The following is a 19,971-nucleotide window of genomic DNA, read 5'->3' as shown; positions in this document are numbered from 1 at the left end:
GCGGTATGGCCATGCTGATGATTATCAACCTGAAGGGGATTACCTATGACTTTGCGCTTTTTGACAACCACCTGCACGCTGGCGCTGATGGCGACGGCGGCACAGGCCGATTATACGTTGCATATCATCCACACCAACGATCTGCACAGCCGGATTGAGCCGATCAGCGGCACAGATTCGACCTGCGGCGCAGAGGATAATGCCGCCGGTGAATGTTTCGGTGGCGTGGCCCGCGTGATCACCCAGATCAATGCCCTGCGCGAAGAACTGGCAGGCGAGAACGTCATCGTTCTGGATGCGGGCGATCAATATCAGGGCAGCCTGATGTATACGACCTACAAGGGCGATGTCGAAGCCGAGTTCATGAACATCGTCGGCTATGATGTGATGGCCATCGGCAACCATGAATTCGACGATGGCGATGACGGTTTGCTGAAACTGATCGATCTGGTCGATTTCCCGGTGATTTCCGGCAATATCGATGTGTCCAGCTCCAACATTCTGGCGGGCCGCGTTGACAACCATATCGTGCTTGAGGTCGGCGGCGAAAAGATCGGGATCATTTCGGCGCTGGCCTTTGACACGCCCGAAACCTCCAGCCCGTCGGATGCGGTGATCTTCACGCCAGAGATCGAAAGCCTGTCGGCCGATGTCGCGACCTTGCAGGAAGAAGGCGTCACCAAGATCATCGCGCTGAACCATGTCGGCGTGAACAAAGACCTGGAGATTGCCGAATCTGTGCCGGGGATCGATGCGGTCGTCGGCGGCCATTCGCATACGCTGATGTCGAATACCGAAGAGGGCGCGATGCCCTATCCATCGATGGTCGGCGCGGTGCCGGTGGTGCAGGCCTATGCTTATTCCAAGTATGTCGGCCATCTGACGCTGGTCTTTGATGACGAAGGCAATGTGACCTCTGCCAGCGGCGATACGATCCTGCTCGATGCCAGCGTCGCCGAGGATGAAGCCGCTGTTGCGCGGATCGCCGAACTGGCCGGGCCGATTGAAGAGATGAAAACCGAGGTTGTTGGCAGCACCACCGAGGCCATCGAAGGTGACCGCACCGTTTGCCGCGCGATGGAATGTTCCATGGGCACGCTGATCGCCGATGCAATGCTGGACCGGGTTGCGGACCAAGGCGTGCAGATCGCGATCCAGAATGGTGGTGGTATCCGCGCCTCTATCGCGGCGGGTGAGGTCACGATGGGCGATGTGCTGACCGTGCTGCCGTTCCAGAACACGCTGTCGACCTTTGAGGTGACGGGCGAGGCGATCTTGGCGGCGCTGGAAAACGGTGTCGGGCAGATCGAAGAAGGGGCCGGTCGTTTCCCGCAAGTGGCAGGGATCAGCTTTACCGTGGATGCGGCAGCGCCTGTGGGCGCGCGGATCTCGGATGTGATGGTCGGCGATGCGCCGCTTGATCCGGCAATGACCTATGGTGCGGTGTCGAACAACTACGTCCGCAACGGCGGCGATGGGTATGAGATGTTCGAGGATGCGGCGAATGCCTATGATTTCGGCCCCGATCTGGCCGATGTGCTGGCGGAATATATCGCAGAGCAGGGCGATTTCGTTCCCTACACCGATGGCCGTATCACGATGAAATAAATCAGCCCCCGTGCTGATCACAGACGCGCCGTGGATTGCCTGCGGCGCGTTTTTTTTAAACTTTTAAGCCTCCGGCGGGGATATTTATGCTCGGACGATGAGGTGGCTTGCTTGACGGGGCGGGCGCTGTGACTTAATCGGGGGACAGCGCGGGCGTTGTGTAATGGTAAGACCCTTGCCTTCCAAGCAAGAGACGCGGGTTCGATTCCCGCCGCCCGCTCCAATGCTTCAGTCATCATGTCGCGGTTGCCTTTGGCTTGTGCAGGCGTCGTTGTGGTTTTATGTCGGTCGCTGACAGGAAAGGACCGCCGATGGCCGACACGTCGCACAGCAAATCCGAAGAGCGTCCCGCCAGCAAGAAGGTCGGCGCGCTGCGTGCCTTGTGGCCCTTTATCACGGCTTATCGCTGGAACCTGATCGGCGCGGGTTTTGCGCTGGTCTTTACCGCGATGGTGGCCTTGACCCTGCCTTTGGTCGCGCGGCTGGTGGTGGATAATTTCGGGCTGGGCGGGCCGGAGGTGCAGCAATATTTTGGCGCGGCTTTGGCCTTTGCTGTGCTTTTGGCCTTTGGCACCGCTTTGCGCTATTATCTGGTAACGCGGCTGGGTGAACGCGTGGTCGCGGATATCCGCAAGGCGGTGTTCAACCGCATGATCAGCATGAGCCCCGCCTTTTACGAACGCATCATGACCGGCGAGGTGTTGAGCCGGATCACCACCGATACCACGCTGATCCTGTCGGTGATCGGCAGTTCGGCATCGATCGCCCTGCGCAATATCCTGATCTTTTTCGGCGGTGTCGTGCTGATGCTGCTGACCTCTGTGAAGATGAGCGCGATGGTGCTCTGGCCGATCCCGGTGGTCTTGTTCCCGATCCTGTTTCTGGGCCGCCGGGTGCGCAACCTGTCGCGGCAAAATCAGGACCTGATCGCGGAATCCAGCGGCGATGCCTCGGAATTGCTCACCTCGGCGCAGACGGTGCAGGCCTTTACCCATGAGGCTTTGAGCCGCGCGAAATTCGATGATGTGACCGAACAAAGCTATCGTTCAGCCCGGCGCCGCATTTTGACGCGGGCATTGTTGACGGCGGTGGTGATCTTCATGGTCTTTGCTGCCATCGTGCTGTTTCTGCGCATGGGGTCGCGTGATGTCTCCGCCGGTGAGATCACCGAAGGTGGTCTGGTCCAGTTCATGATCTACACGATCATGGTGGGTGGCGCTGTTGCCGCCTTGTCCGAAGTCTGGGGCGAATTGCAGCGCGCGGCGGGGGCGACAGAAAGATTAGTCGAATTGCTGACGGTTGAGGATAGTGTCACCGATCCGGTGCCCGCGCAGGTGCTGCCCGCCCCGGTGCGCGGCGCGTTGAGTTTTGAAAACCTGCATTTCAGCTATCCGTCGCGGCTGTCGATTGCGGCGCTGGACGGGATCAATCTGCAGATCGCGCCGGGGGAAACCGTGGCGCTGGTCGGTCCCTCCGGCGCGGGGAAAAGCACGATCATCCAGATGGTGCAGCGGTTTTATGACCCGCAACAAGGGGCGGTCAAACTCGATGGTGTCGATCTGCGCGATCTGAACCGTGCCGATTTCCGCAAACATATCGCGCTGGTGCCGCAGGACCCGGTGATCTTTGCCGATACGGCGCGCGAAAATATCCGCTTTGGCCGACCCGATGCGAGCGATGCCGAGGTTGAGGCCGCCGCGAAAGCCGCCGCCGCGCATGATTTCCTGACAGCGCTGCCCGAAGGTTATGACAGCTATGTCGGTGAACGCGGCGTGATGTTGTCGGGCGGGCAAAAACAGCGGATCGCCATTGCCCGCGCCATCCTGCGCGATGCGCCGGTGCTGTTGCTGGACGAGGCGACCAGCGCGCTGGATGCCGAAAGCGAATTTGCCGTGCAGCGCGCGGTCGAGGATCTGGCGAAATCGCGCACCACGCTGATCGTGGCACACAGGCTTGCCACCGTGAAAAAGGCCGACCGGATCGTGGTTTTCGACGCGGGCCGGATCGTCGCGCAAGGCACGCATGACGCGCTGGTGGCGCAGGGCGGGCTATATGCGCGGCTCGCGCGGTTGCAGTTTACCGAAGGTATGGCCGCGGAATAGGCTGTTTTCGTAGCGTCATACTTGCAAGATTTCCCGACTTTGGCCACGCTTTGGTCTGAGGGGACGGCGTCACGCGGCGCTGAACAACACCAACGGGGAGGAAATCCGGCATGAGTTATGCAACAATCGCGGATCGTGATGCGATCCAGAACGAAATGGCCTGGGATGCGCGGGACCTGCCGAAAACCACCTTTGCGCTGTTGTCGCAGACGGCGGCGGCCCATGGCGCGCGCAAGGCGGTCAGTTTCAGCCTCTTGTCGGACCCCGATGCCTTTTGCGAAACGCTGAGCTGGTCGGAATTGCAGGCCAAGACAGCGCAAGCCGCCAATCTGTTCCGCGACCTTGGAATTGGTGAAACCGATGTCGTCGCCTTCATCCTGCCCAACGCGACGGAAACCATCCTGACCTATCTGGGCGGGCAGGTGGCGGGGATCGTCAACCCGATCAACCCGCTGCTCGATGCCGAACAGATCGCCGCGATCCTGCGCGAAACCAAGGCAAAGGTTGTGGTCACCCTGCGTGCCTTTCCCAAGACGGATGTGGCGCAGAAGACCGCCGAGGCCGTGCGCCTTGCCCCTGGTGTCACCACCGTGCTGGAGGTTGATCTGCACCGCTATCTGACCGGGATCAAAAAGCTGATCGTGCCGCTGATCCGGCCCAAGAACCCGGTCAAACACAAGGCCCGCGTGCTGGATTTCAACGCCGAACTGGCGAAAAAGCCGACAACTTTGTCCTTTGCCGACAGCAGTGAAGATCGGGTCGCCGCCTATTTCCACACCGGCGGCACGACCGGCATGCCGAAAGTCGTTCAGCATCGCTATTCCGGGATCGTCTATAACGCCTGGCTGGGTGCGCGGCTGTTGTTCACCGAAAAAGACGTCCAAATCTGCCCGCTGCCCTTGTTCCATGTCTTTGCGACGATTGTGTCGCTGGGCGCTTCGCTTGGCTCCGGCGCGCAGGTGGTATTCCCGACACCGCAGGGCTATCGCGGCGAAGGTGTGTTCGATAATTTCTGGAAACTGATCGAAAAGCATAAGGTGACCTTCATGATCACCGTGCCGACGGCGATGTCGGCGCTGATGCAGCGCAAGGTGAATGCTGATATCTCCTCCCTGCAACTGGCGTTTTGTGGCTCTGCCCCTTTGCCGCTGGAGCTTTATAAACGGTTCGAGGCCGCTGCCGGTGTCACGATCTGCGAAGGTTACGGGCTGACCGAGGCGACCTGTCTGGTCTCGATCAACCCGCCCGAAGGCGAAAAGCGGGTCGGCTCGATCGGGATTCCGTTCCCCTATACCGATGTGAAAATCGTCGCCGCCGCGACTGGCATGGAATGCGGTGTCGATGAAATTGGCGAGATCTGTGTGTCTAGCCCCGGGGTGTTCAGCGGAAAGACCTATACCGAGGCCGACAAGAACAGCAATCTGTTCTACAACGATCATCTGCGGACCGGCGATCTGGGCCGGATCGACGCCGATGGCTATCTGTGGATTACCGGGCGGGCCAAGGATCTGATTATCCGCGGCGGTCACAACATCGACCCTGCCGAGATTGAAGAGGCCATGGCCGGTCACCCCGCCGTTGCCTTTGCCGGGGCCATCGGCCAGCCCGATGCCCATGCGGGCGAGGTGCCTTGCGTGTACCTTGAACTGGTGGCGGGTGCCGATGTGACCGAAGCAGCACTGCTGGATTATGCCAAAGAGCATATTCACGAACGCGCTGCCCATCCCAAACATCTGGAAATCCTGCCGGAATTGCCAAAGACAGCCGTTGGCAAGATCTTTAAACCGGATCTGCGCAAACGGGCCATTAAGCGGGTCTATACGGCGGCCCTTGCCGAGGTCGCGGCAGAGGTTGTGGATGTGACCGAGGATAAGAAACGCGGTCTGGTGGCACAGGTGAAAGCCAATGATCCGGTGATGAAAGACAAGATCGGTGCTGCATTGGGGGCCTATACTGTGCCTTGGGATCTGGTTGAAAAATAACGGCCAGATGCAGGGGCTGAACAGATTCCGCATCAGAACAACGTGATATCTGGCGCGGGGCGTGGTGGCGCAATGATGGTTGGCGCAGGCGGTGCGCCAGCGATCTGCATTTGCCTCGCGGCCCCCGTTGTGGGCACAAACTGGACGCGGCGCGCCAGGGTGCCGCCGACGCTTTGGCTCAGACAGGCGATGCCTTCGCGGTCCAGAAACTCCATGGCGAAGTCGGCATTGGACTGACCAATGTCGCGGGCGTGAATTGTCATCCGCGCGCCGCCAAAAACCTTTGCCTGAAGCCTGCGCCGGTCGCCGCCGATCTGCAATATCCGGTTGATCAAAAGCTCCATCGCGTTGACGCCATATTTCAGATCTTCTGTGTCGGCGTCACCGCCGGTTGCCAGCAGAAAATGGTTCATGCCGCCAACCCTTTTCTGGCTGTCAAACAGGCAGACGGCCACGCAAGACCCAAGGACGGTCGACATCATGACGGCGGGGTCTGCCGATACGGCGAAATCGCCCTGCACAACCGTGATCGTCAGCGGACAGGTGGTCACATTCTCCATCAGCGGCGTTTCCGTTGCATGGCCAGTTGCACGAGGGCAGGGCCGATTTTCTGGATTGGCAGCTCAGTTTCCACACCGCCCAGCGATTTTGCCACCCGCGGCATGCCGTAAACGACCGATGTCGCCGCGTCCTGCCCGATGGTGCGCGCGCCCGCCGCGCGTAGGGCGGCCAGCCCATCTGCGCCATCGCGGCCCATGCCCGTCAGGATTGCCGCCGTCACATGCTGTGCAAATCCGGTGGCCGAGTGAAACAAAGCATCCACCGATGGCCGGTGACCCGAGATACGCATCGCCTGATCAAGGCGGATTCGCGGTGGCACCCCCTCGATCAGCCGGACGTGGTGGCTGTCGCCCGTCGCCACATAGATATGGCCGGTCTGCAGGATCGCATTCTGGGTTGCGGCGGTTACCTTGGCCTTGGTCGCAGTCCCGAGCAAGCGGATCAGGCTGTCGGAAAAATTGGCACCGGTGTGCTGGACGATCACGGCAGGCGGTGTCGTGGGATGAAAATGGCGCAGGACCTGCATCAGCGCGTCAATCCCGCCGGTGGATGATCCGATCAGAATGACCCGGCGCGGGTCTGCCTGCTGCGTGGACGCGGGATGTGGGCTCGCGATCTGCGGGCGTTGTTCAGCCTGCGTCCGGCCAAGGGCGGCAAACAGCGTCGCGTCAGAGGCATCGGCAGCAAGCAACCGGATACCGGGGTTTGCGGTGATGGCCGCAGCGGGCAATGCCTGATTGCTGTCCGACTGAAGAATGACGCAACCGATCCCAAGGATCCGCAGCAGGGTGGCCAGCAATTCAAATTCATCGCAATTGGCCATCTCGACCGGCAAGACGACGCAATCTGGGGCATGATGTTCGGCAAAATCATAGACCTCTGTCAGGGCTGTGGCGGCCCGCACAATCTCAACCTCGCCCTGTCCAAGCCGCTGTTGGAGCTTGTGCAACGCCATTGCGGAACGATGTGCAATCAAGATCCGCATGGTCTGATCCTTCCTTGCATGGCTGCCACGCTGCCCCGGCAGCGGGCTGGTTGAAACGGATACCAAGGCGCGCACCGGGCCATCAGAAAATTGCGATCCGGGCGCTGCCGCGATCAGGCGTGGGTGCGGTGCCGCCGATAATGTCGCGCAACCACGCCAGCCGCATCTGGGCGATCAGAGCCTGTTGATCTTGTGGCGCTGCGGGCAAGCCCGACCGGCCTAAGTCATCCAGCAAAGCGGCCAGATCCGATAATGATTGCTGCACCAGATCAAAATCCTGAAGCGCCTGATCTGCGCGGTGACTGTCCGCACCGCCGGTGATCTGCTCTAAAGATGCGTCTTCCAGTCGCGCGATCACCGCGCTGATCCGGCGCAGCGCCGTGCCGGTATTGCCGAGCAGGGCATAAAGGTCTGACGGTGGTGCGATGGGTGCCTTTTTCATAGGCGGCCCACGACACTTTCGATGCATTGCTTCAGGCTCGCGGTCGAAAAGGGCTTTTTGATCATGTTGTTCAATCCCAGCGCCTTGCCCCTTGCGACAATGTCAGGGGTCGGGTTGCCAGTCACAAGAATGAACCCGATCCGCGCCGTCGGCTGATGTTGCCGCAAGGCCTGCAGCAATTCCAGACCATCCATCCCCGGCATGTTGTAATCCGACAAGACAAGGTGGACCGGATCGGCAATCAATTTGTTCAGCGCGGCGCGCCCGTCATTTTCCGCCTGATTTTTCCAGATGCCCATTTCTTCGATCGCCTGCACAAGAAGGCCACGGCTGACACCCATGTCATCCACGATCATGACGCGTAAACTATCTTTCAGACTCATGGTTCAATCCTTGATTTCAACAGGTTGACGGCCAGTGGCACGGGGCAATCTTTGGTAGGTGGTGATCCCGGCGCTGCGAAAATGCGCCTCGGCGGGCCCGGTCAGGCGTTCGGAATGGCCAATCATCAGATGTCCGCCGTCGTTCAGCACATCGGCAAACCGCTGCCAAAGCCGGGTCTGGGTATCCTTGTCAAAATAGATGGCGGCGTTGCGGCAGAATATGACATCAAAACGGCGGCGCATTGGCCAGTCGGCGATCAGGTTCACCTCACCAAAGGTGACAAGGCTCCGCAGCTCCGCCTTGATCTGAAACCCGGATGCGGTCACTGCACCCTCGATCATCAAGGATTGGTATTCCTGCGGGATCGCATCTGCCTGATCCGGGTCGTAATGACCGCGCCTTGCCTTTTGGATGATCTGCGGGTCGACATCGGTTGCCAGCACTTTGATGTCGAGCCGGCCTGCCTCTGGGCAGGCATCGCGGATCATCGCTGCGATGCAATAAGCCTCCTGGCCTGCCGAACAGGCGGATGACCAGATCCGCACGGCATTGCCACCTTTCGCGCTTTGGATCAGAGCGGGCAGAATTTTTTCGCGCAGATAGGTGAAGTGATGTCTTTCGCGGAAAAAATGGGTCACATTCGTTGTCAAGGCTGACAGAAGATGCGCATGTTCGTCCTGATCCTGCGCGTCGGACAACAAGGCGCAATAGCTTTCAAAATGCGGCAGGCCAAGGGCGCGCAATCGCTTGGTCAGGCGCGAATAGACCAGTGGTTTTTTCGATGCCTGCAAATGCAACCCGTAGCGTTTATGCGCAATCGCGGCGATGGTCTGAAAGTCAGCATCGGTGAAATGGTAATCCCCGGGGATCTGGTCAGCCCCGGCGGCAGGTTGCGCGACAGTCATGCTGCCACCGGACTGGCCGGTGCCAGCAAGGCCTGCAGGCTGATCACCTTTGTCATGTCATCGCCTAACGGAATAATGCCCAGAATAGCGCGGGTGGTCGTATCTTCCGGCCCGCGCGGTGTTTCGCGCAGGTTGTCGGCATCAATCCCGAGGATTTCCGATACGGATTCGACCAGCAGACCGATGATCCGATCCTCGACGGCGATGATGATGATCACATGCCGTTCCGACGGTTGAATCTTGGGAAAGCCGAGTTTCGCGGCAAGGTCGATGATCGGTATGACGGCGCCGCGCAGGTTGATCACGCCCAGAACGTGATCCGGTGAATGCGGCAGAACGGTGACCGGCGTCCAGCGCCTGATTTCGCGGATCTGTGTGATCTCGATGCAAAAGTTTTGTCCACCTGCGACCAGGGTAACGAATTCAAGCCGATCGCTTTGTTTCAGTTCAGCAAGTTGCGACATAAGAAACATCCTTTCTGGGGTGGCCGGTGGTGATGGGATAGCTGCTGTTGCCTTGGGCGACGGCCTCTGGGTCGATGATCAAGGCGATTTTGCCGTCGCCCAGAATTGTTGCACCGGAAATGCCGGTGATTTCGCCGTAATTGCCCTGCATGCTTTTGACGACGACCTGACGTTGGTCAAAGATATCGTCCACGGCCAGGGCGCATTGCGGCATGCTGTCGGTCTGGATCAGCAACAGCACCCTTTCGGTCATGTCGCGAGGCGGCGTTGCGTGCCCCATCCGTTCGGCCAGATCAATCACGGGCACATATTCGCCGCGGATCCGCAGGAGCGTGGTATTCAGCCCGATCTGGGACAGATCAGCGGATTTTGGGCGTATCGTTTCCAGAATGCTGGCAATCGGGACAACCATGGTTTGCCCGCCAAGATTGATGATCATCCCGTCCATCACGGCGAGCGTCAGAGGCAAGGTGATCGCGAAGGTGGTGCCTTGCCCCGTGACGCTGGCAATGGCGACCCGGCCGCCAAGGGCGGTGATCGTGGTTTTGACCACATCCATCCCGACACCGCGGCCCGACAGATTTGTCACAGCCTTCGCCGTTGAAAAGCCCGGGGCAAACAGCAGGTGATCGATTTCAGTCTCGGTCAATTGTGCGTCTTCGGCGATCAGACCTTTTGAAATGGCGATATCGCGGATGCGCGGGCGATCAAGGCCCGCGCCGTCATCGGCAATTTCGATCACGATGCTGCCAGAGCGTTGCCGTGCCGACAGGCGCAGATTGCCATGCCGCGGCTTGCCCGCCGCGACACGTTTTTCGGGCGTTTCAATACCATGGTCGATCGCGTTGCGGATCATATGTGTCAGCGGATCGGCAAGCCGTTCGACGACGGTTTTGTCCACTTCCGTCGCATCGCCATCAGTGGTGAATTCGACCAGTTTGCCGGTGACATCCGCCGCCTCTCGGGCGATGCGCAACATCCGCTGGAACAGCGGCTTGACCGGCTGTGCGCGGATCGCCATCACGCCTTCCTGAATTTCGCGCGCCAGCAGTTTGTAATCGTCCAGATCGGAAAACAATTCCGCCGTATTGGGCAAATGCGCCTCTTGAAGGCGTTGCGAGATCACCGATTGATTGATGATCAATTCGCCAACGGCGTTGATCAGCCGGTCCACCCTTTCGGGATCAACCCGCAGCGATGTTGCAGGGCGTTTACTGCTCCGGTCTGTCGCCTCGGACTGCGTGTCGGGACGCGGCGCGGGTTCTGTCTGCGTCGGGTCGCCGGGGCTGGTATCGTCGCGCAGGGCGATATGCAAAGCACACAGGTCATCGACGAATTGAAATATCTCAAGGATCGGCAGGTCGGTCGCGAGGCCATCCACCTCGACCTGCCAGCCTAGCAAACCGTCCTGCCAGCGCAATGCGTCCAGCGTCGGCGGCAGGTGCGCCGTATCCACTGTGACGCGTGCCGGGCCAAGCGCGCACAGGGCGTTGATGATCAGCACAGGATCATTGCCACTGGTATAAAATGCCGTGCTGGGTCTGAATGACACGATATGCGTTGATGCCGGTTGCGGGGGGGGATCAAACGACAGCGTCACAGCCTCGAACACGAATTCTTCGGTCGCTTGGGGGGTGTCGCCCAGAAAGGACTGCAATTGCGCCAGAACTGGGTCAACCTGCGCTGCATTTGCGGGCTGGTCGTCGCGGGCAGAGTCGATCAGATCCGCAAGCACGTCACCCGACCGCTGCAGCACATGCAGCAGCCGGTCATCAAGCGACAGACGATGGGACCGGACCGCATCCAGCACGGTTTCAAACCGATGCGCAAAGCTGACAAGATCATCCAGCGCGAAGGCACCTGCCGCCCCTTTGACAGAATGGACGGCGCGGAAGACCGCATTGACCGTTTCATCATCGGTGTGGCCGTCATGCATGGCGGTCAGGCCTTCGGACAGGGCGGCGATCAGATCTTCGCATTCCTCGAAAAACACATCGCGCATCGCTGTATCGCCGGTCATCATGCGGCCCCTGTCAGGCGGCGGATCACGGCAATCAATGTGTCGTCGTCAAAGGGTTTGACGATCCAGCCCGTCGCACCGGCCTTGCGCGCGCGGTCTTTCAAGGCGGCGCCGCTTTCCGTGGTCAGGACCAGAACCGGCACTGTGCAGTTGGTCGGGCCGTTGCGGATGTCCTCGATCACGCCGAAGCCGTCCTTGTTCGGCATGTTCACGTCGGTGATCACCAGATCGGCATCGTCCTGCTGGAATTTCAGCACGCCTTCGACGCCGTCGACAGCGGTCGTCACCTCGAACCCGGCATTCTGCAGGGTCTGGGTCAGCAGCGTCCGGATGGTCCGCGAATCGTCAATCGCAAGGATGCGCGTCGCCATCAGACGGCCCCCGCATTCTGCTGCGGCAGCGGCCAGAGCGCCAGAATTTCCAGCCCCCGCCGCAGATCGCCTGATGGATTGGCAATCGTCAGATGGCGGCCCGCCAGGGCCCAGGTCATACTGGCGGTGGCCAGCAATTGCGCGGCCAGCCCGCTGATCCGGGTGACATGGCTGCCGTCAAGGACCAGATCCGCGCCCTGTGATTTCAGCAAGACAGAATAGAGGTCGTCGCAGGCGTCAAACGTCAGCGCGGCGGGCAAGACAAATGTCGCGGGTGTGGCCGTCATGGTGCAGCATCCTTCATCGCTGATGGCAATTCATCAGCTTATGCGCTGCCTTCACTTAAGATCCTGTAAACGCGCCCAGGATTTTTGGCAGAATATGTCCCGGTCAATGCTTTGTGACTGCCATCCGCCGTCCGATATGCAATGCATGGGCCGGAATACCCCGTCAGCCGAAAGCGAGATCCCTTGAAACGACGCCATTTCATGATGACAGGGGCCGCTGCCGCGCTGGCTGGTCCGGCTTTTGGTCAGTCTTTTGCGGATCTGGACCGTCTTGTTGACCTGTCGCCACCTGCGCTGCAACCGCGCGAGGTGCCGGTCTATGCCGGGTTTCCCCCCTATGAAATCCACGTCGCGCCATCGGAATTTGCGCTTTACTGGACGTTGCCGGGGAATCGGGCGATCCGCTATGATGTTGGCATCGGCAGGCCCGGTCTTTACGAGGCGGGGCGGTTCTTTGTCGGGGCAAAGCGCGCCTGGCCATCGTGGCGGCCGACACCGGCGATGATCGCGCGTGATCCCACACATTATGCGCCGCTGCGCGACGGTCTGCCCGGTGGGCCAGATAACCCGTTGGGGGCAAGGGCGCTTTATCTTTATCAGGCGGATCGCGGTGATACGATGCTGCGCATCCATGGCACCAACCGCCCGGAAACCATCGGGCAGGCGGTGTCGAACGGCTGTGCGCGATTGGTGAATGACCAGATCATTGATCTCTATGATCGGGTGTCTGTGCAGACGCGTGTCTATCTTTACGCCAGCACCTGATCAGGCCGTTCAAATCTGCGTGTAGCGTTGCAAACCTGCCAAGGTTTCATGGTAATAAATTGTCCTGACAGCTAAGCACTACCCAACTCAGGCAGAATCCGTAATATCTGCGTCAAAGATAAAAGAGGCTCATCATGCAAAACAAAAAGTTTATGTCCCCGTCACGTCGTGCGATCCTGCTTGGGGCGGGTGCTGCCGCTTTGTTCACACCTGCCGTGCTGCGCGCCCAGACCCAGCAAGCCCCGGTGGATCGCAATATCGCCGCTTTCCGCGTGCATGAATGGCGCGATCACTTCGATGCCATCGGCGTCGGTGCGATCCTTGCGGATACGAAATCGATGTTCCTGCAGCATTGGACCCCCGATGGCGATATGCGGATTTATCCGACCTCTGTGCCCTTGTCCGATGACCTGACCCGGACCGGATATACCGAGGTGATCGACAAACGCGTCGCGCCAAGCTGGGCACCGACACCGGCGATGCGCGAACGCAATCCGGAATGGCCAGCGCTTATTCCCGGTGGCGATCCAGAGAATCCAATGGGCTCGCATGCGCTGTATCTGTCCTGGCAATATTACCGTATCCACGGCACGCAGGATACGCGCAAGATCGGGCGTCGGTCGTCGAATGGCTGTATCGGTCTTTACAATGAACAGATCGCCGAGATTTACGAACGCGCCCCTGTCGGCACCAAAGTCCGCCTGATCTGATCGACGCGTCCCGCCCGGAAGGAACCAGAATGACATTTGCACGCCTTCTTGGCACTGCCGCGCTTTGTGTTGCACCGCTTGCCGGTGCAGCGCAAAATCTGTCCGAAGATGACGTCAGAGCCTTGGTTCTGGAAACGATCCGCGAAAACCCCGTGATCATTGTTGAAGCTTTGCAGATGCTCGAACAGCAACAGCAGGAAGCCCAGGCAGAGGCCGCGCGGGCGACATTGTCAGATCAGCGTGATCTGTTGGAAAATGACAGCAACGCACCGGTGATCGGCAATCCTGACGGCGATGTCACGATTGTAGAATTTTTTGATTACAATTGTCCCTATTGCCGGAATGCGAAGACAGAGATTGATGCGCTGCTGGCGGCTGATGCGAATGTCCGTGTCGTAATGCGCGAATGGCCGGTGTTGGGCGAAGGTTCTGTCTTTGCGGCGCGCGCAGCGCTCGCATCGCGCGAACAGGGAATGTATGAGGCGTTTCACAACGCCATGATGACGATGGAAGGCCGCGCCGAAGAACAAAGCGTGATGCGCGTTGCCGCTTCGGTCGGGTTGGATGTGGATCAGCTGCGCCGCGATATGGATGCGCCCGAAATCACCGAGCATCTGCAGACATCCACCGGATTGTCGCGCGCGCTTGGTTTCACCGGCACGCCGTCTTTCGTGATCGGCGACAATCTGGCACCGGGTATGATCGCGGCGGATCAAATGGCGACGCTTGTCGATCTGGCCCGTGAGGGATCAGATTAATTCAGCGCTATAGCCCGCTGTCTTGAGCGCGGCGATGACAGCCTCTGGCGCGAGCGTGGTTGCGACCGCGATCTCGCGTGTCGTCAGGTCGGTTTTTACCTGCGCCCCCGAATCTGCCGCCTGAAGGCTTTGCGTGATTGCGGTCGTGCAATGGCCGCAGCTCATATCGGGTACGTGGAATTTCATAGCATCGTCCTTTCGTCTTGCACCCTTCATAGCAGGCCTGCCGCGCCGCAAAAGTGCTGTCCGAAAAATTTCTGCCGACAGGTCTTGAGCTTCCAGTGACTGGAATCCCCATGTAAGGGTGATCCTAGTAAAAGGCGCATCCGATGGCACAGGCGAAAACAATCACTCTGGCGGTGGAAGGCATGTCATGCGCGTCTTGCGTGGGGCGCGTTGACCGTGCCTTGGCCGCAGTGCCGGGGGTGCAATCAGTCGCGGTCAATCTGGCGACGGAGACCGCGACGATCATTCTTCAGGATCAATCGCTGACGCCTGACCGTCTGGCTGCGGCCAGCACCGAGGCCGGGTATCCGGCAAAGCCCGTGGTCGCGGATCAATCCGGCATCACCGCTGATCGCAAGGCGGATGAAGCGCGGGCGCTGTCCCGGGCGGCGCTGATTGCCGCCCTGCTGGCGCTGCCGGTTTTCGTGCTGGAAATGGGCGCGCATCTGGTGCCCGCCTTTCACCATCTGATTGCCGATACCATCGGGATGCAGACATCCTGGCTGATCCAGTTTGTGCTGACCACATTGGTGCTGTTCGGGCCGGGGCGGGTGTTTTTTGCCAAGGGCCTGCCTGCGCTGGTCAAGGGCGCGCCGGATATGAACAGCCTTGTCGCGCTGGGCACCGGGGCGGCGTGGAGCTATTCGGTTCTGGTGACCTTTTTGCCTGCGGTCATCCCTTCTGATGTCCGGGCCGTCTATTTCGAGGCGGCGGCGGTGATTGTCGTGTTGATCCTGCTCGGTCGCTTGCTGGAAGCGCGGGCCAAAGGGCGGACGGGGGCGGCTATTCAGGCATTGCTCGGCCTGCAGGCGCGCGAGGCGCGGGTGCTGCGTGATGGTGTCGTGGTCTCGGTTGATGTTGATACGCTGGTGGTGGGCGATGTCATCACCTTGCGTCCCGGTGAACGGGTGCCGGTGGATGGCATCATCACCGAAGGCACCAGCCCGGTGGATGAGAGCATGATGACCGGCGAACCTTTGCCTGTGGTCAAGACCACAGGTGACTCGCTGACCGGCGGCACGGTGAATGGTGCGGGCAGCCTAACATTCGCCGCAACCCGTGTCGGGGCTGACACCACGCTGGCGCAGATCATCCGCATGGTCGAAGAGGCGCAGGGCAGCAAACTGCCGATCCAGGGTGTCGTGGACCGTGTCACCATGTGGTTCGTGCCTGCGGTGCTGGGGTTGGCTTTGCTGACTGTGGCAATCTGGCTGATATTCGGCGCTGACCCGACGCTGGCGCTGGTGGCGGCGGTATCGGTGCTGATCATCGCCTGCCCCTGTGCGATGGGGCTCGCAGTCCCGACATCGATCATGGTGGGCAGCGGACGTGCGGCGGAAATGGGCGTGCTGTTCCGCAAAGGGGCGGCCCTGCAAGAGTTGAGCGATGTGGCGGTGATTGCCTTTGACAAGACCGGCACGCTGACGGCGGGCAAGCCGCATCTGACCGATCTGGTGCTGGCCGATGGGTTCGACCGCGCCGAGGTTCTGCGCCTTGCGGCAGCGGTGGAGGCGAAGTCGGAACATCCGATTGCCGGTGCGATTGTCGCTGCTGCACAGGCGGAAAAGCTGGGTGACGCCGCAGTCAGCGAGTTTGAGGCGATTGCGGGCTATGGTGTGCTGGCGCAGGTCGATGGACGGCGGGTTCTGATCGGCGCGGACAGGTTGCTGGCGCGCGAAGGGATTGCAGCAGGGGCATTGGCCGCTGTTGAAACTGATCTGGCACGGCGCGGGCGCACCGCGCTGTTTGTCGCAATTGACGGGCAGGTCGCGGGGGTGATCGCGGTGGCTGATCCGGTCAAAGCAGGCTCTGCCGCTGCAATCGCTGCCTTGCAGGCGAAAGGCATCAAGGTGGCGATGATCACCGGCGACAAGCGTGAGACAGCAGAGGCAATTGCGCGCGAGATCGGCATTGACCATGTGATCGCGGGTGTCTTGCCGGATGGTAAGGTTGCGGCACTGGATCAATTGCGCGGGGTGGGCAGCATTGCCTTTGTCGGGGACGGGATCAATGATGCGCCCGTCTTGGCCCATGCCGATATCGGCATCGCGATTGGCACCGGCACCGATGTGGCGATTGAAACCGCCGATGTGGTGCTGATGTCGGGCGATCTGCGCGGCGTGGTCAATGCGGTGGCGGTGTCACAAGCGACGATGCGCAATATCCGCCAGAACCTTGGCTGGGCCTTTGGGTATAATGTGGCCTTGGTGCCGGTCGCGGCGGGGGTGCTGTATCCGGCCTTTGGTTTGCTTTTGTCGCCGGTCTTTGCTGCGGCGGCGATGGCGATATCCTCGGTCTCGGTCGTGTCCAATGCGCTGCGGTTACGCCGGTTGCGTCCGGTGCTGGATGAACGAAAGGACAGATGATGAATATCGGCGAAGTGGCAGAAAAATCGGGGCTGCCTGCGAAAACCATCCGCTATTACGAAGATATCGGGCTGATCCGGCCCTTGCGCCATGACAACGGCTACCGTGCGTTTCGGCCCAGCGACCTGCATAAACTGGCGTTTCTGGGCCGGGCGCGGTCCTTGGGGTTCTCAATCGAGGATTGCCGCGTGCTGATGGCGCTTTACGAGGATGAAACCCGCGAAAGCGCGCAGGTCAAGGCGCTGGCGCAGGAGCATCTGACGCAGATCGATGCCAAGATCGCCGGGCTGCGCGCGATGCGTGAAACGCTGGCCGATCTGGTGGATGCCTGCCATGGCGACAGCCGCCCGGATTGCCCCATTCTGAAGGATCTGGCGTCAGTAGTGAAGTGATCCGCCCCGGTGCCCGGGGCGGAGCGCGCCGCGCGGGAGTATTTCTTACAAAGCGAGCAGACCTTCCCCGCGGGGAAGGTGCGGCGGTTGCTATCGTTCAGGCCGCCCGCCGGATCAATATCTTCCCCGCGGGGAAGGTCTGAGGTTTTCGCGGTGTGCTGGCAGAATCGTGGGCGGGTGGCGGACTGGTCGGGGAGAGGTTAGCAGAGATATATGTCTACAGTCTTAACGCGGCGAACGTTGCGTGGATTGTCGCGCAGGCTTGCTTTGACGCGGCAGGACAGCTCTGTCATGTAGGCCACAGCACCGCCATGCCGTACAGGAGAATCCCATGAAATTTCGTTTCCCCATCTTTATCATTGATGAGGATTTCCGGTCGGAGAATACATCCGGCCTCGGCATCCGCGCCATGGCCGATGCAATCGAAAAAGAGGGATTCGAGGTTGTCGGCGTCACCAGCTATGGCGATCTGTCGCAATTCGCGCAGCAGCAATCGCGCGCCAGTGCATTCGTTCTGTCGATTGATGATGAGGAATTCAGCCCCGGTCCGGACCTTGACCCTGCCGTGCTGAACCTGCGGCATTTCATCCAGGAGGTGCGGCGCAAGAACGAAGATGTGCCGATCTATCTGCATGGCGAAACCAAGACCAGCCGGCATTTGCCCAATGATATCCTGCGCGAATTGCACGGCTTTATCCATATGTTCGAGGATACGCCGGAATTCGTCGCGCGCCATATCGTGCATGAGGCGAAGAAATATCTGGAAGGTATTCAGCCGCCGTTTTTCAAGGCGCTGCTGGATTATGCCGAGGATGGGTCTTATTCTTGGCATTGCCCCGGCCATTCGGGTGGCGTGGCCTTTCTGAAAAGCCCGATTGGCCAGATGTATCACCAGTTTTACGGTGAAAACATGCTGCGCGCGGATGTGTGTAACTCGGTCGAGGAATTGGGTCAGTTGCTGGACCATAACGGCGCGATTGGCGCGTCGGAACGCAATGCGGCGCGGATTTTCAACGCGGATCATTGTTTCTTTGTCACAAACGGCACATCGACCAGTAACAAGATGGTCTGGCACCATACTGTTGCGCCCGGTGATGTTGTTGTCGTGGACCGCAATTGCCACAAATCGATCCTGCACAGTATCATCATGACCGGCGCGATCCCGGTGTTTTTGAAACCGACGCGCAACCATTACGGCATTATCGGCCCGATCCAGCAAAGCGAATTCTCGCCCGAGGCGATCAAGGAAAAGATCCGCGCCAATCCACTGCTGGCGCATGTCGATGCCGATACGGTCAAGCCGCGGGTGATGACGCTGACCCAGTCAACCTATGACGGGGTGCTGTATAACACCGAAACCATCAAGGGCCTGCTGGACGGCTATGTCGAGAACCTGCATTTCGACGAGGCCTGGCTGCCGCATGCCGCGTTCCATACCTTCTATAGCGATTTCCATTCCATGGGCCGCAAGCGCGAACGCCCGCGCCATGCGGTGACCTATGCGACGCAGTCGATCCACAAATTGCTGGCGGGGATTTCGCAGGCGAGCCATGTGTTGGTGCAGGATAGTCAGGATACCAAGCTGGACCGGCATCTGTTCAATGAGGCTTACCTCATGCACACCAGCACCAGCCCGCAATACAGCATCATCGCGAGCTGCGATGTGGCGGCGGCGATGATGGAACCGCCGGGTGGGGTGGCGCTGGTGGAAGAAAGCATCATGGAAGCGCTCGATTTCCGCCGGGCGATGCGCAAGGTTGACGCGGAATTCGGCGACGATGAATGGTGGTTTCAGGTCTGGGGGCCGGATGATCTGGTCGAGGAAGGCATCGGCGAGCCGCGCGACTGGGTGCTGAAAAAGACCGATGCGGATGGTGTGCAAGCCTCGGACGGGACAGATTCCTGGCATGGGTTTGGCGATATGGCGCGCGGGTTCAATATGCTGGACCCGATTAAAACCACTATCGTGACACCCGGCCTGAACCTTGATGGCAGGTTCGAGGAGATGGGGATTCCCGCATCCATCGTGACCAAATATCTGGTGGAAAACGGGGTCGTGGTGGAAAAGACCGGGCTTTACAGTTTCTTCATCATGTTCACGATTGGGATCACCAAGGGGCGGTGGAATTCGCTGCTGGCCGCGCTCCAGCAGTTCAAGGATGATTACGGGCGCAATCAGCCTTTGTGGCGGGTGATGCCGGAATTCATCGCCAAGCATCCGCAATATGAGCAGATGGGGCTGCGCGATCTGTGCCAGCATGTGCATCAGCTCTATGCGAAATATGATGTCGCGATCCTGTCGACCGAGATGTATCTGAGCGATCTGCAACCGGCGATGAAGCCCAATGATGCCTTTGCCCATATCGCGCGGCGCACGACGGAGCGGGTCGAGATTGATGATCTGGTCGGGCGGATCACCACGGCATTGGTCACACCTTATCCACCCGGCATTCCGCTGTTGATCCCGGGGGAGGTGTTCAACGCCAAGATCGTGGAATATCTGAAGTTCAACCGCGAATTTGAACGGCTTTGCCCGGGGTTCGAGAATGATATTCACGGGCTGGTGGTGGAAAAGGGCGCGGATGGCGTGAAACGCTATTACGCGGATTGTGTGAAGGCGTAAGATGGGCAGGTAAGGTGGATT

The 19,971-nt window shown here is 59.8% G+C and carries 19 protein-coding genes and 1 tRNA gene; 10 read left to right on the top strand and 10 right to left on the bottom strand.

The window, feature by feature from the left end; genetic code table 11:
* The first annotated feature begins 45 nt into the window (after positions 1 to 45).
* From VOY09_RS10470 to VOY09_RS10455, 4 genes are all read left to right on the top strand, one after another.
* A complete protein-coding gene (locus tag VOY09_RS10470) occupies positions 46 to 1,608 on the top strand; it encodes a bifunctional metallophosphatase/5'-nucleotidase (RefSeq protein ID WP_322895408.1) in 1,563 nt (520 codons plus the stop codon).
* A 149-nt stretch (positions 1,609 to 1,757) separates the two neighbouring features.
* A tRNA-Gly gene (locus tag VOY09_RS10465) sits at positions 1,758 to 1,831 on the top strand.
* Between the two features lie 88 nt (positions 1,832 to 1,919).
* Positions 1,920 to 3,710, top strand: a complete 1,791-nt coding sequence (locus VOY09_RS10460; RefSeq protein ID WP_322895407.1) for an ABC transporter transmembrane domain-containing protein — start codon at positions 1,920 to 1,922, stop codon at positions 3,708 to 3,710.
* Between the two features lie 110 nt (positions 3,711 to 3,820).
* Positions 3,821 to 5,692 carry an acyl-CoA synthetase gene (locus VOY09_RS10455; protein WP_322895406.1) on the top strand — a complete coding sequence of 624 codons (1,872 nt, stop codon included), beginning with the start codon at positions 3,821 to 3,823 and terminating at the stop codon, positions 5,690 to 5,692.
* A gap of 32 nt (positions 5,693 to 5,724) precedes the next feature.
* On the opposite strand, the gene VOY09_RS10450 is transcribed toward VOY09_RS10455, so the two are convergent.
* From VOY09_RS10450 to VOY09_RS10410, 9 genes are all read right to left on the bottom strand, one after another.
* Positions 5,725 to 6,252 (bottom strand): chemotaxis protein CheD, encoded by a 528-nt coding sequence (locus tag VOY09_RS10450; RefSeq protein ID WP_322895405.1) that lies wholly within the window; start codon positions 6,250 to 6,252, stop codon positions 5,725 to 5,727.
* On the bottom strand, positions 6,252 to 7,238 hold the full coding sequence (locus VOY09_RS10445) for a chemotaxis protein CheB (RefSeq protein WP_322895404.1): 987 nt from the start codon (positions 7,236 to 7,238) through the stop codon (positions 6,252 to 6,254). Before VOY09_RS10445 ends, VOY09_RS10450 begins: the two co-directional genes overlap by 1 nt.
* An 82-nt stretch (positions 7,239 to 7,320) precedes the next feature.
* On the bottom strand, positions 7,321 to 7,680 hold the full coding sequence (locus VOY09_RS10440; protein WP_322895403.1) for a chemotaxis protein: 360 nt from the start codon (positions 7,678 to 7,680) through the stop codon (positions 7,321 to 7,323).
* A complete protein-coding gene (locus tag VOY09_RS10435) occupies positions 7,677 to 8,063 on the bottom strand; it encodes a response regulator (protein WP_322895402.1) in 387 nt (128 codons plus the stop codon). The genes VOY09_RS10440 and VOY09_RS10435 overlap by 4 nt, the downstream gene beginning before the upstream one ends.
* A 3-nt stretch (positions 8,064 to 8,066) precedes the next feature.
* Complete coding sequence (locus VOY09_RS10430) at positions 8,067 to 8,969, bottom strand: protein-glutamate O-methyltransferase (RefSeq protein ID WP_322895401.1); 903 nt, start codon at positions 8,967 to 8,969, stop codon at positions 8,067 to 8,069.
* Complete coding sequence (locus tag VOY09_RS10425; RefSeq protein ID WP_322895400.1) at positions 8,966 to 9,433, bottom strand: chemotaxis protein CheW; 468 nt, start codon at positions 9,431 to 9,433, stop codon at positions 8,966 to 8,968. Before VOY09_RS10425 ends, VOY09_RS10430 begins: the two co-directional genes overlap by 4 nt.
* Complete coding sequence (locus VOY09_RS10420) at positions 9,417 to 11,453, bottom strand: chemotaxis protein CheA (RefSeq protein ID WP_322895399.1); 2,037 nt, start codon at positions 11,451 to 11,453, stop codon at positions 9,417 to 9,419. The genes VOY09_RS10425 and VOY09_RS10420 overlap by 17 nt, the downstream gene beginning before the upstream one ends.
* On the bottom strand, positions 11,453 to 11,824 hold the full coding sequence (locus VOY09_RS10415; protein ID WP_322895398.1) for a response regulator: 372 nt from the start codon (positions 11,822 to 11,824) through the stop codon (positions 11,453 to 11,455). The genes VOY09_RS10420 and VOY09_RS10415 overlap by 1 nt, the downstream gene beginning before the upstream one ends.
* Positions 11,824 to 12,111 (bottom strand): STAS domain-containing protein, encoded by a 288-nt coding sequence (locus VOY09_RS10410; protein ID WP_322895397.1) that lies wholly within the window; start codon positions 12,109 to 12,111, stop codon positions 11,824 to 11,826. Before VOY09_RS10410 ends, VOY09_RS10415 begins: the two co-directional genes overlap by 1 nt.
* A 183-nt stretch (positions 12,112 to 12,294) precedes the next feature.
* On the opposite strand from VOY09_RS10410, the gene VOY09_RS10405 reads away from it, so the two are divergent.
* The 3 genes from VOY09_RS10405 (at position 12,295) to VOY09_RS10395 (ending at position 14,344) form a co-directional block, all read left to right on the top strand.
* Positions 12,295 to 12,876: a L,D-transpeptidase gene (locus VOY09_RS10405; protein ID WP_322895396.1), complete on the top strand. Its 582-nt coding sequence runs from the start codon at positions 12,295 to 12,297 to the stop codon at positions 12,874 to 12,876.
* Between the two features lie 134 nt (positions 12,877 to 13,010).
* Positions 13,011 to 13,586 carry a L,D-transpeptidase gene (locus VOY09_RS10400; protein ID WP_322895395.1) on the top strand — a complete coding sequence of 192 codons (576 nt, stop codon included), beginning with the start codon at positions 13,011 to 13,013 and terminating at the stop codon, positions 13,584 to 13,586.
* Positions 13,587 to 13,615: 29 nt separating this feature from the next.
* On the top strand, positions 13,616 to 14,344 hold the full coding sequence (locus VOY09_RS10395; RefSeq protein WP_322895394.1) for a DsbA family protein: 729 nt from the start codon (positions 13,616 to 13,618) through the stop codon (positions 14,342 to 14,344).
* On the opposite strand, the gene VOY09_RS10390 is transcribed toward VOY09_RS10395, so the two are convergent.
* The gene (locus tag VOY09_RS10390) at positions 14,336 to 14,530 is read right to left on the bottom strand and encodes a heavy-metal-associated domain-containing protein (protein WP_322895393.1); all 195 of its coding nucleotides are present in this window, start codon (positions 14,528 to 14,530) and stop codon (positions 14,336 to 14,338) included. The two genes, VOY09_RS10395 and VOY09_RS10390, sit on opposite strands and share 9 nt — an antisense overlap.
* A 143-nt stretch (positions 14,531 to 14,673) precedes the next feature.
* Between VOY09_RS10390 and VOY09_RS10385 the strand changes: the two genes are divergently transcribed.
* The 3 genes from VOY09_RS10385 (at position 14,674) to VOY09_RS10375 (ending at position 19,950) form a co-directional block, all read left to right on the top strand.
* Complete coding sequence (locus tag VOY09_RS10385) at positions 14,674 to 16,935, top strand: heavy metal translocating P-type ATPase (RefSeq protein ID WP_322895392.1); 2,262 nt, start codon at positions 14,674 to 14,676, stop codon at positions 16,933 to 16,935.
* The gene (gene cueR / locus VOY09_RS10380; RefSeq protein WP_322895391.1) at positions 16,935 to 17,327 is read left to right on the top strand and encodes a Cu(I)-responsive transcriptional regulator; all 393 of its coding nucleotides are present in this window, start codon (positions 16,935 to 16,937) and stop codon (positions 17,325 to 17,327) included. Before VOY09_RS10385 ends, cueR begins: the two co-directional genes overlap by 1 nt.
* A gap of 331 nt (positions 17,328 to 17,658) precedes the next feature.
* Complete coding sequence (locus VOY09_RS10375) at positions 17,659 to 19,950, top strand: arginine/lysine/ornithine decarboxylase (protein ID WP_322895390.1); 2,292 nt, start codon at positions 17,659 to 17,661, stop codon at positions 19,948 to 19,950.
* The last annotated feature ends 21 nt before the right edge of the window (positions 19,951 to 19,971 follow it).

The sequence above is a fragment of the Yoonia sp. 67-2 genome (assembly GCF_035117555.1).
GTDB lineage: Bacteria > Pseudomonadota > Alphaproteobacteria > Rhodobacterales > Rhodobacteraceae > Yoonia.
This window is presented reverse-complemented; position numbering and strand designations above follow the sequence as displayed.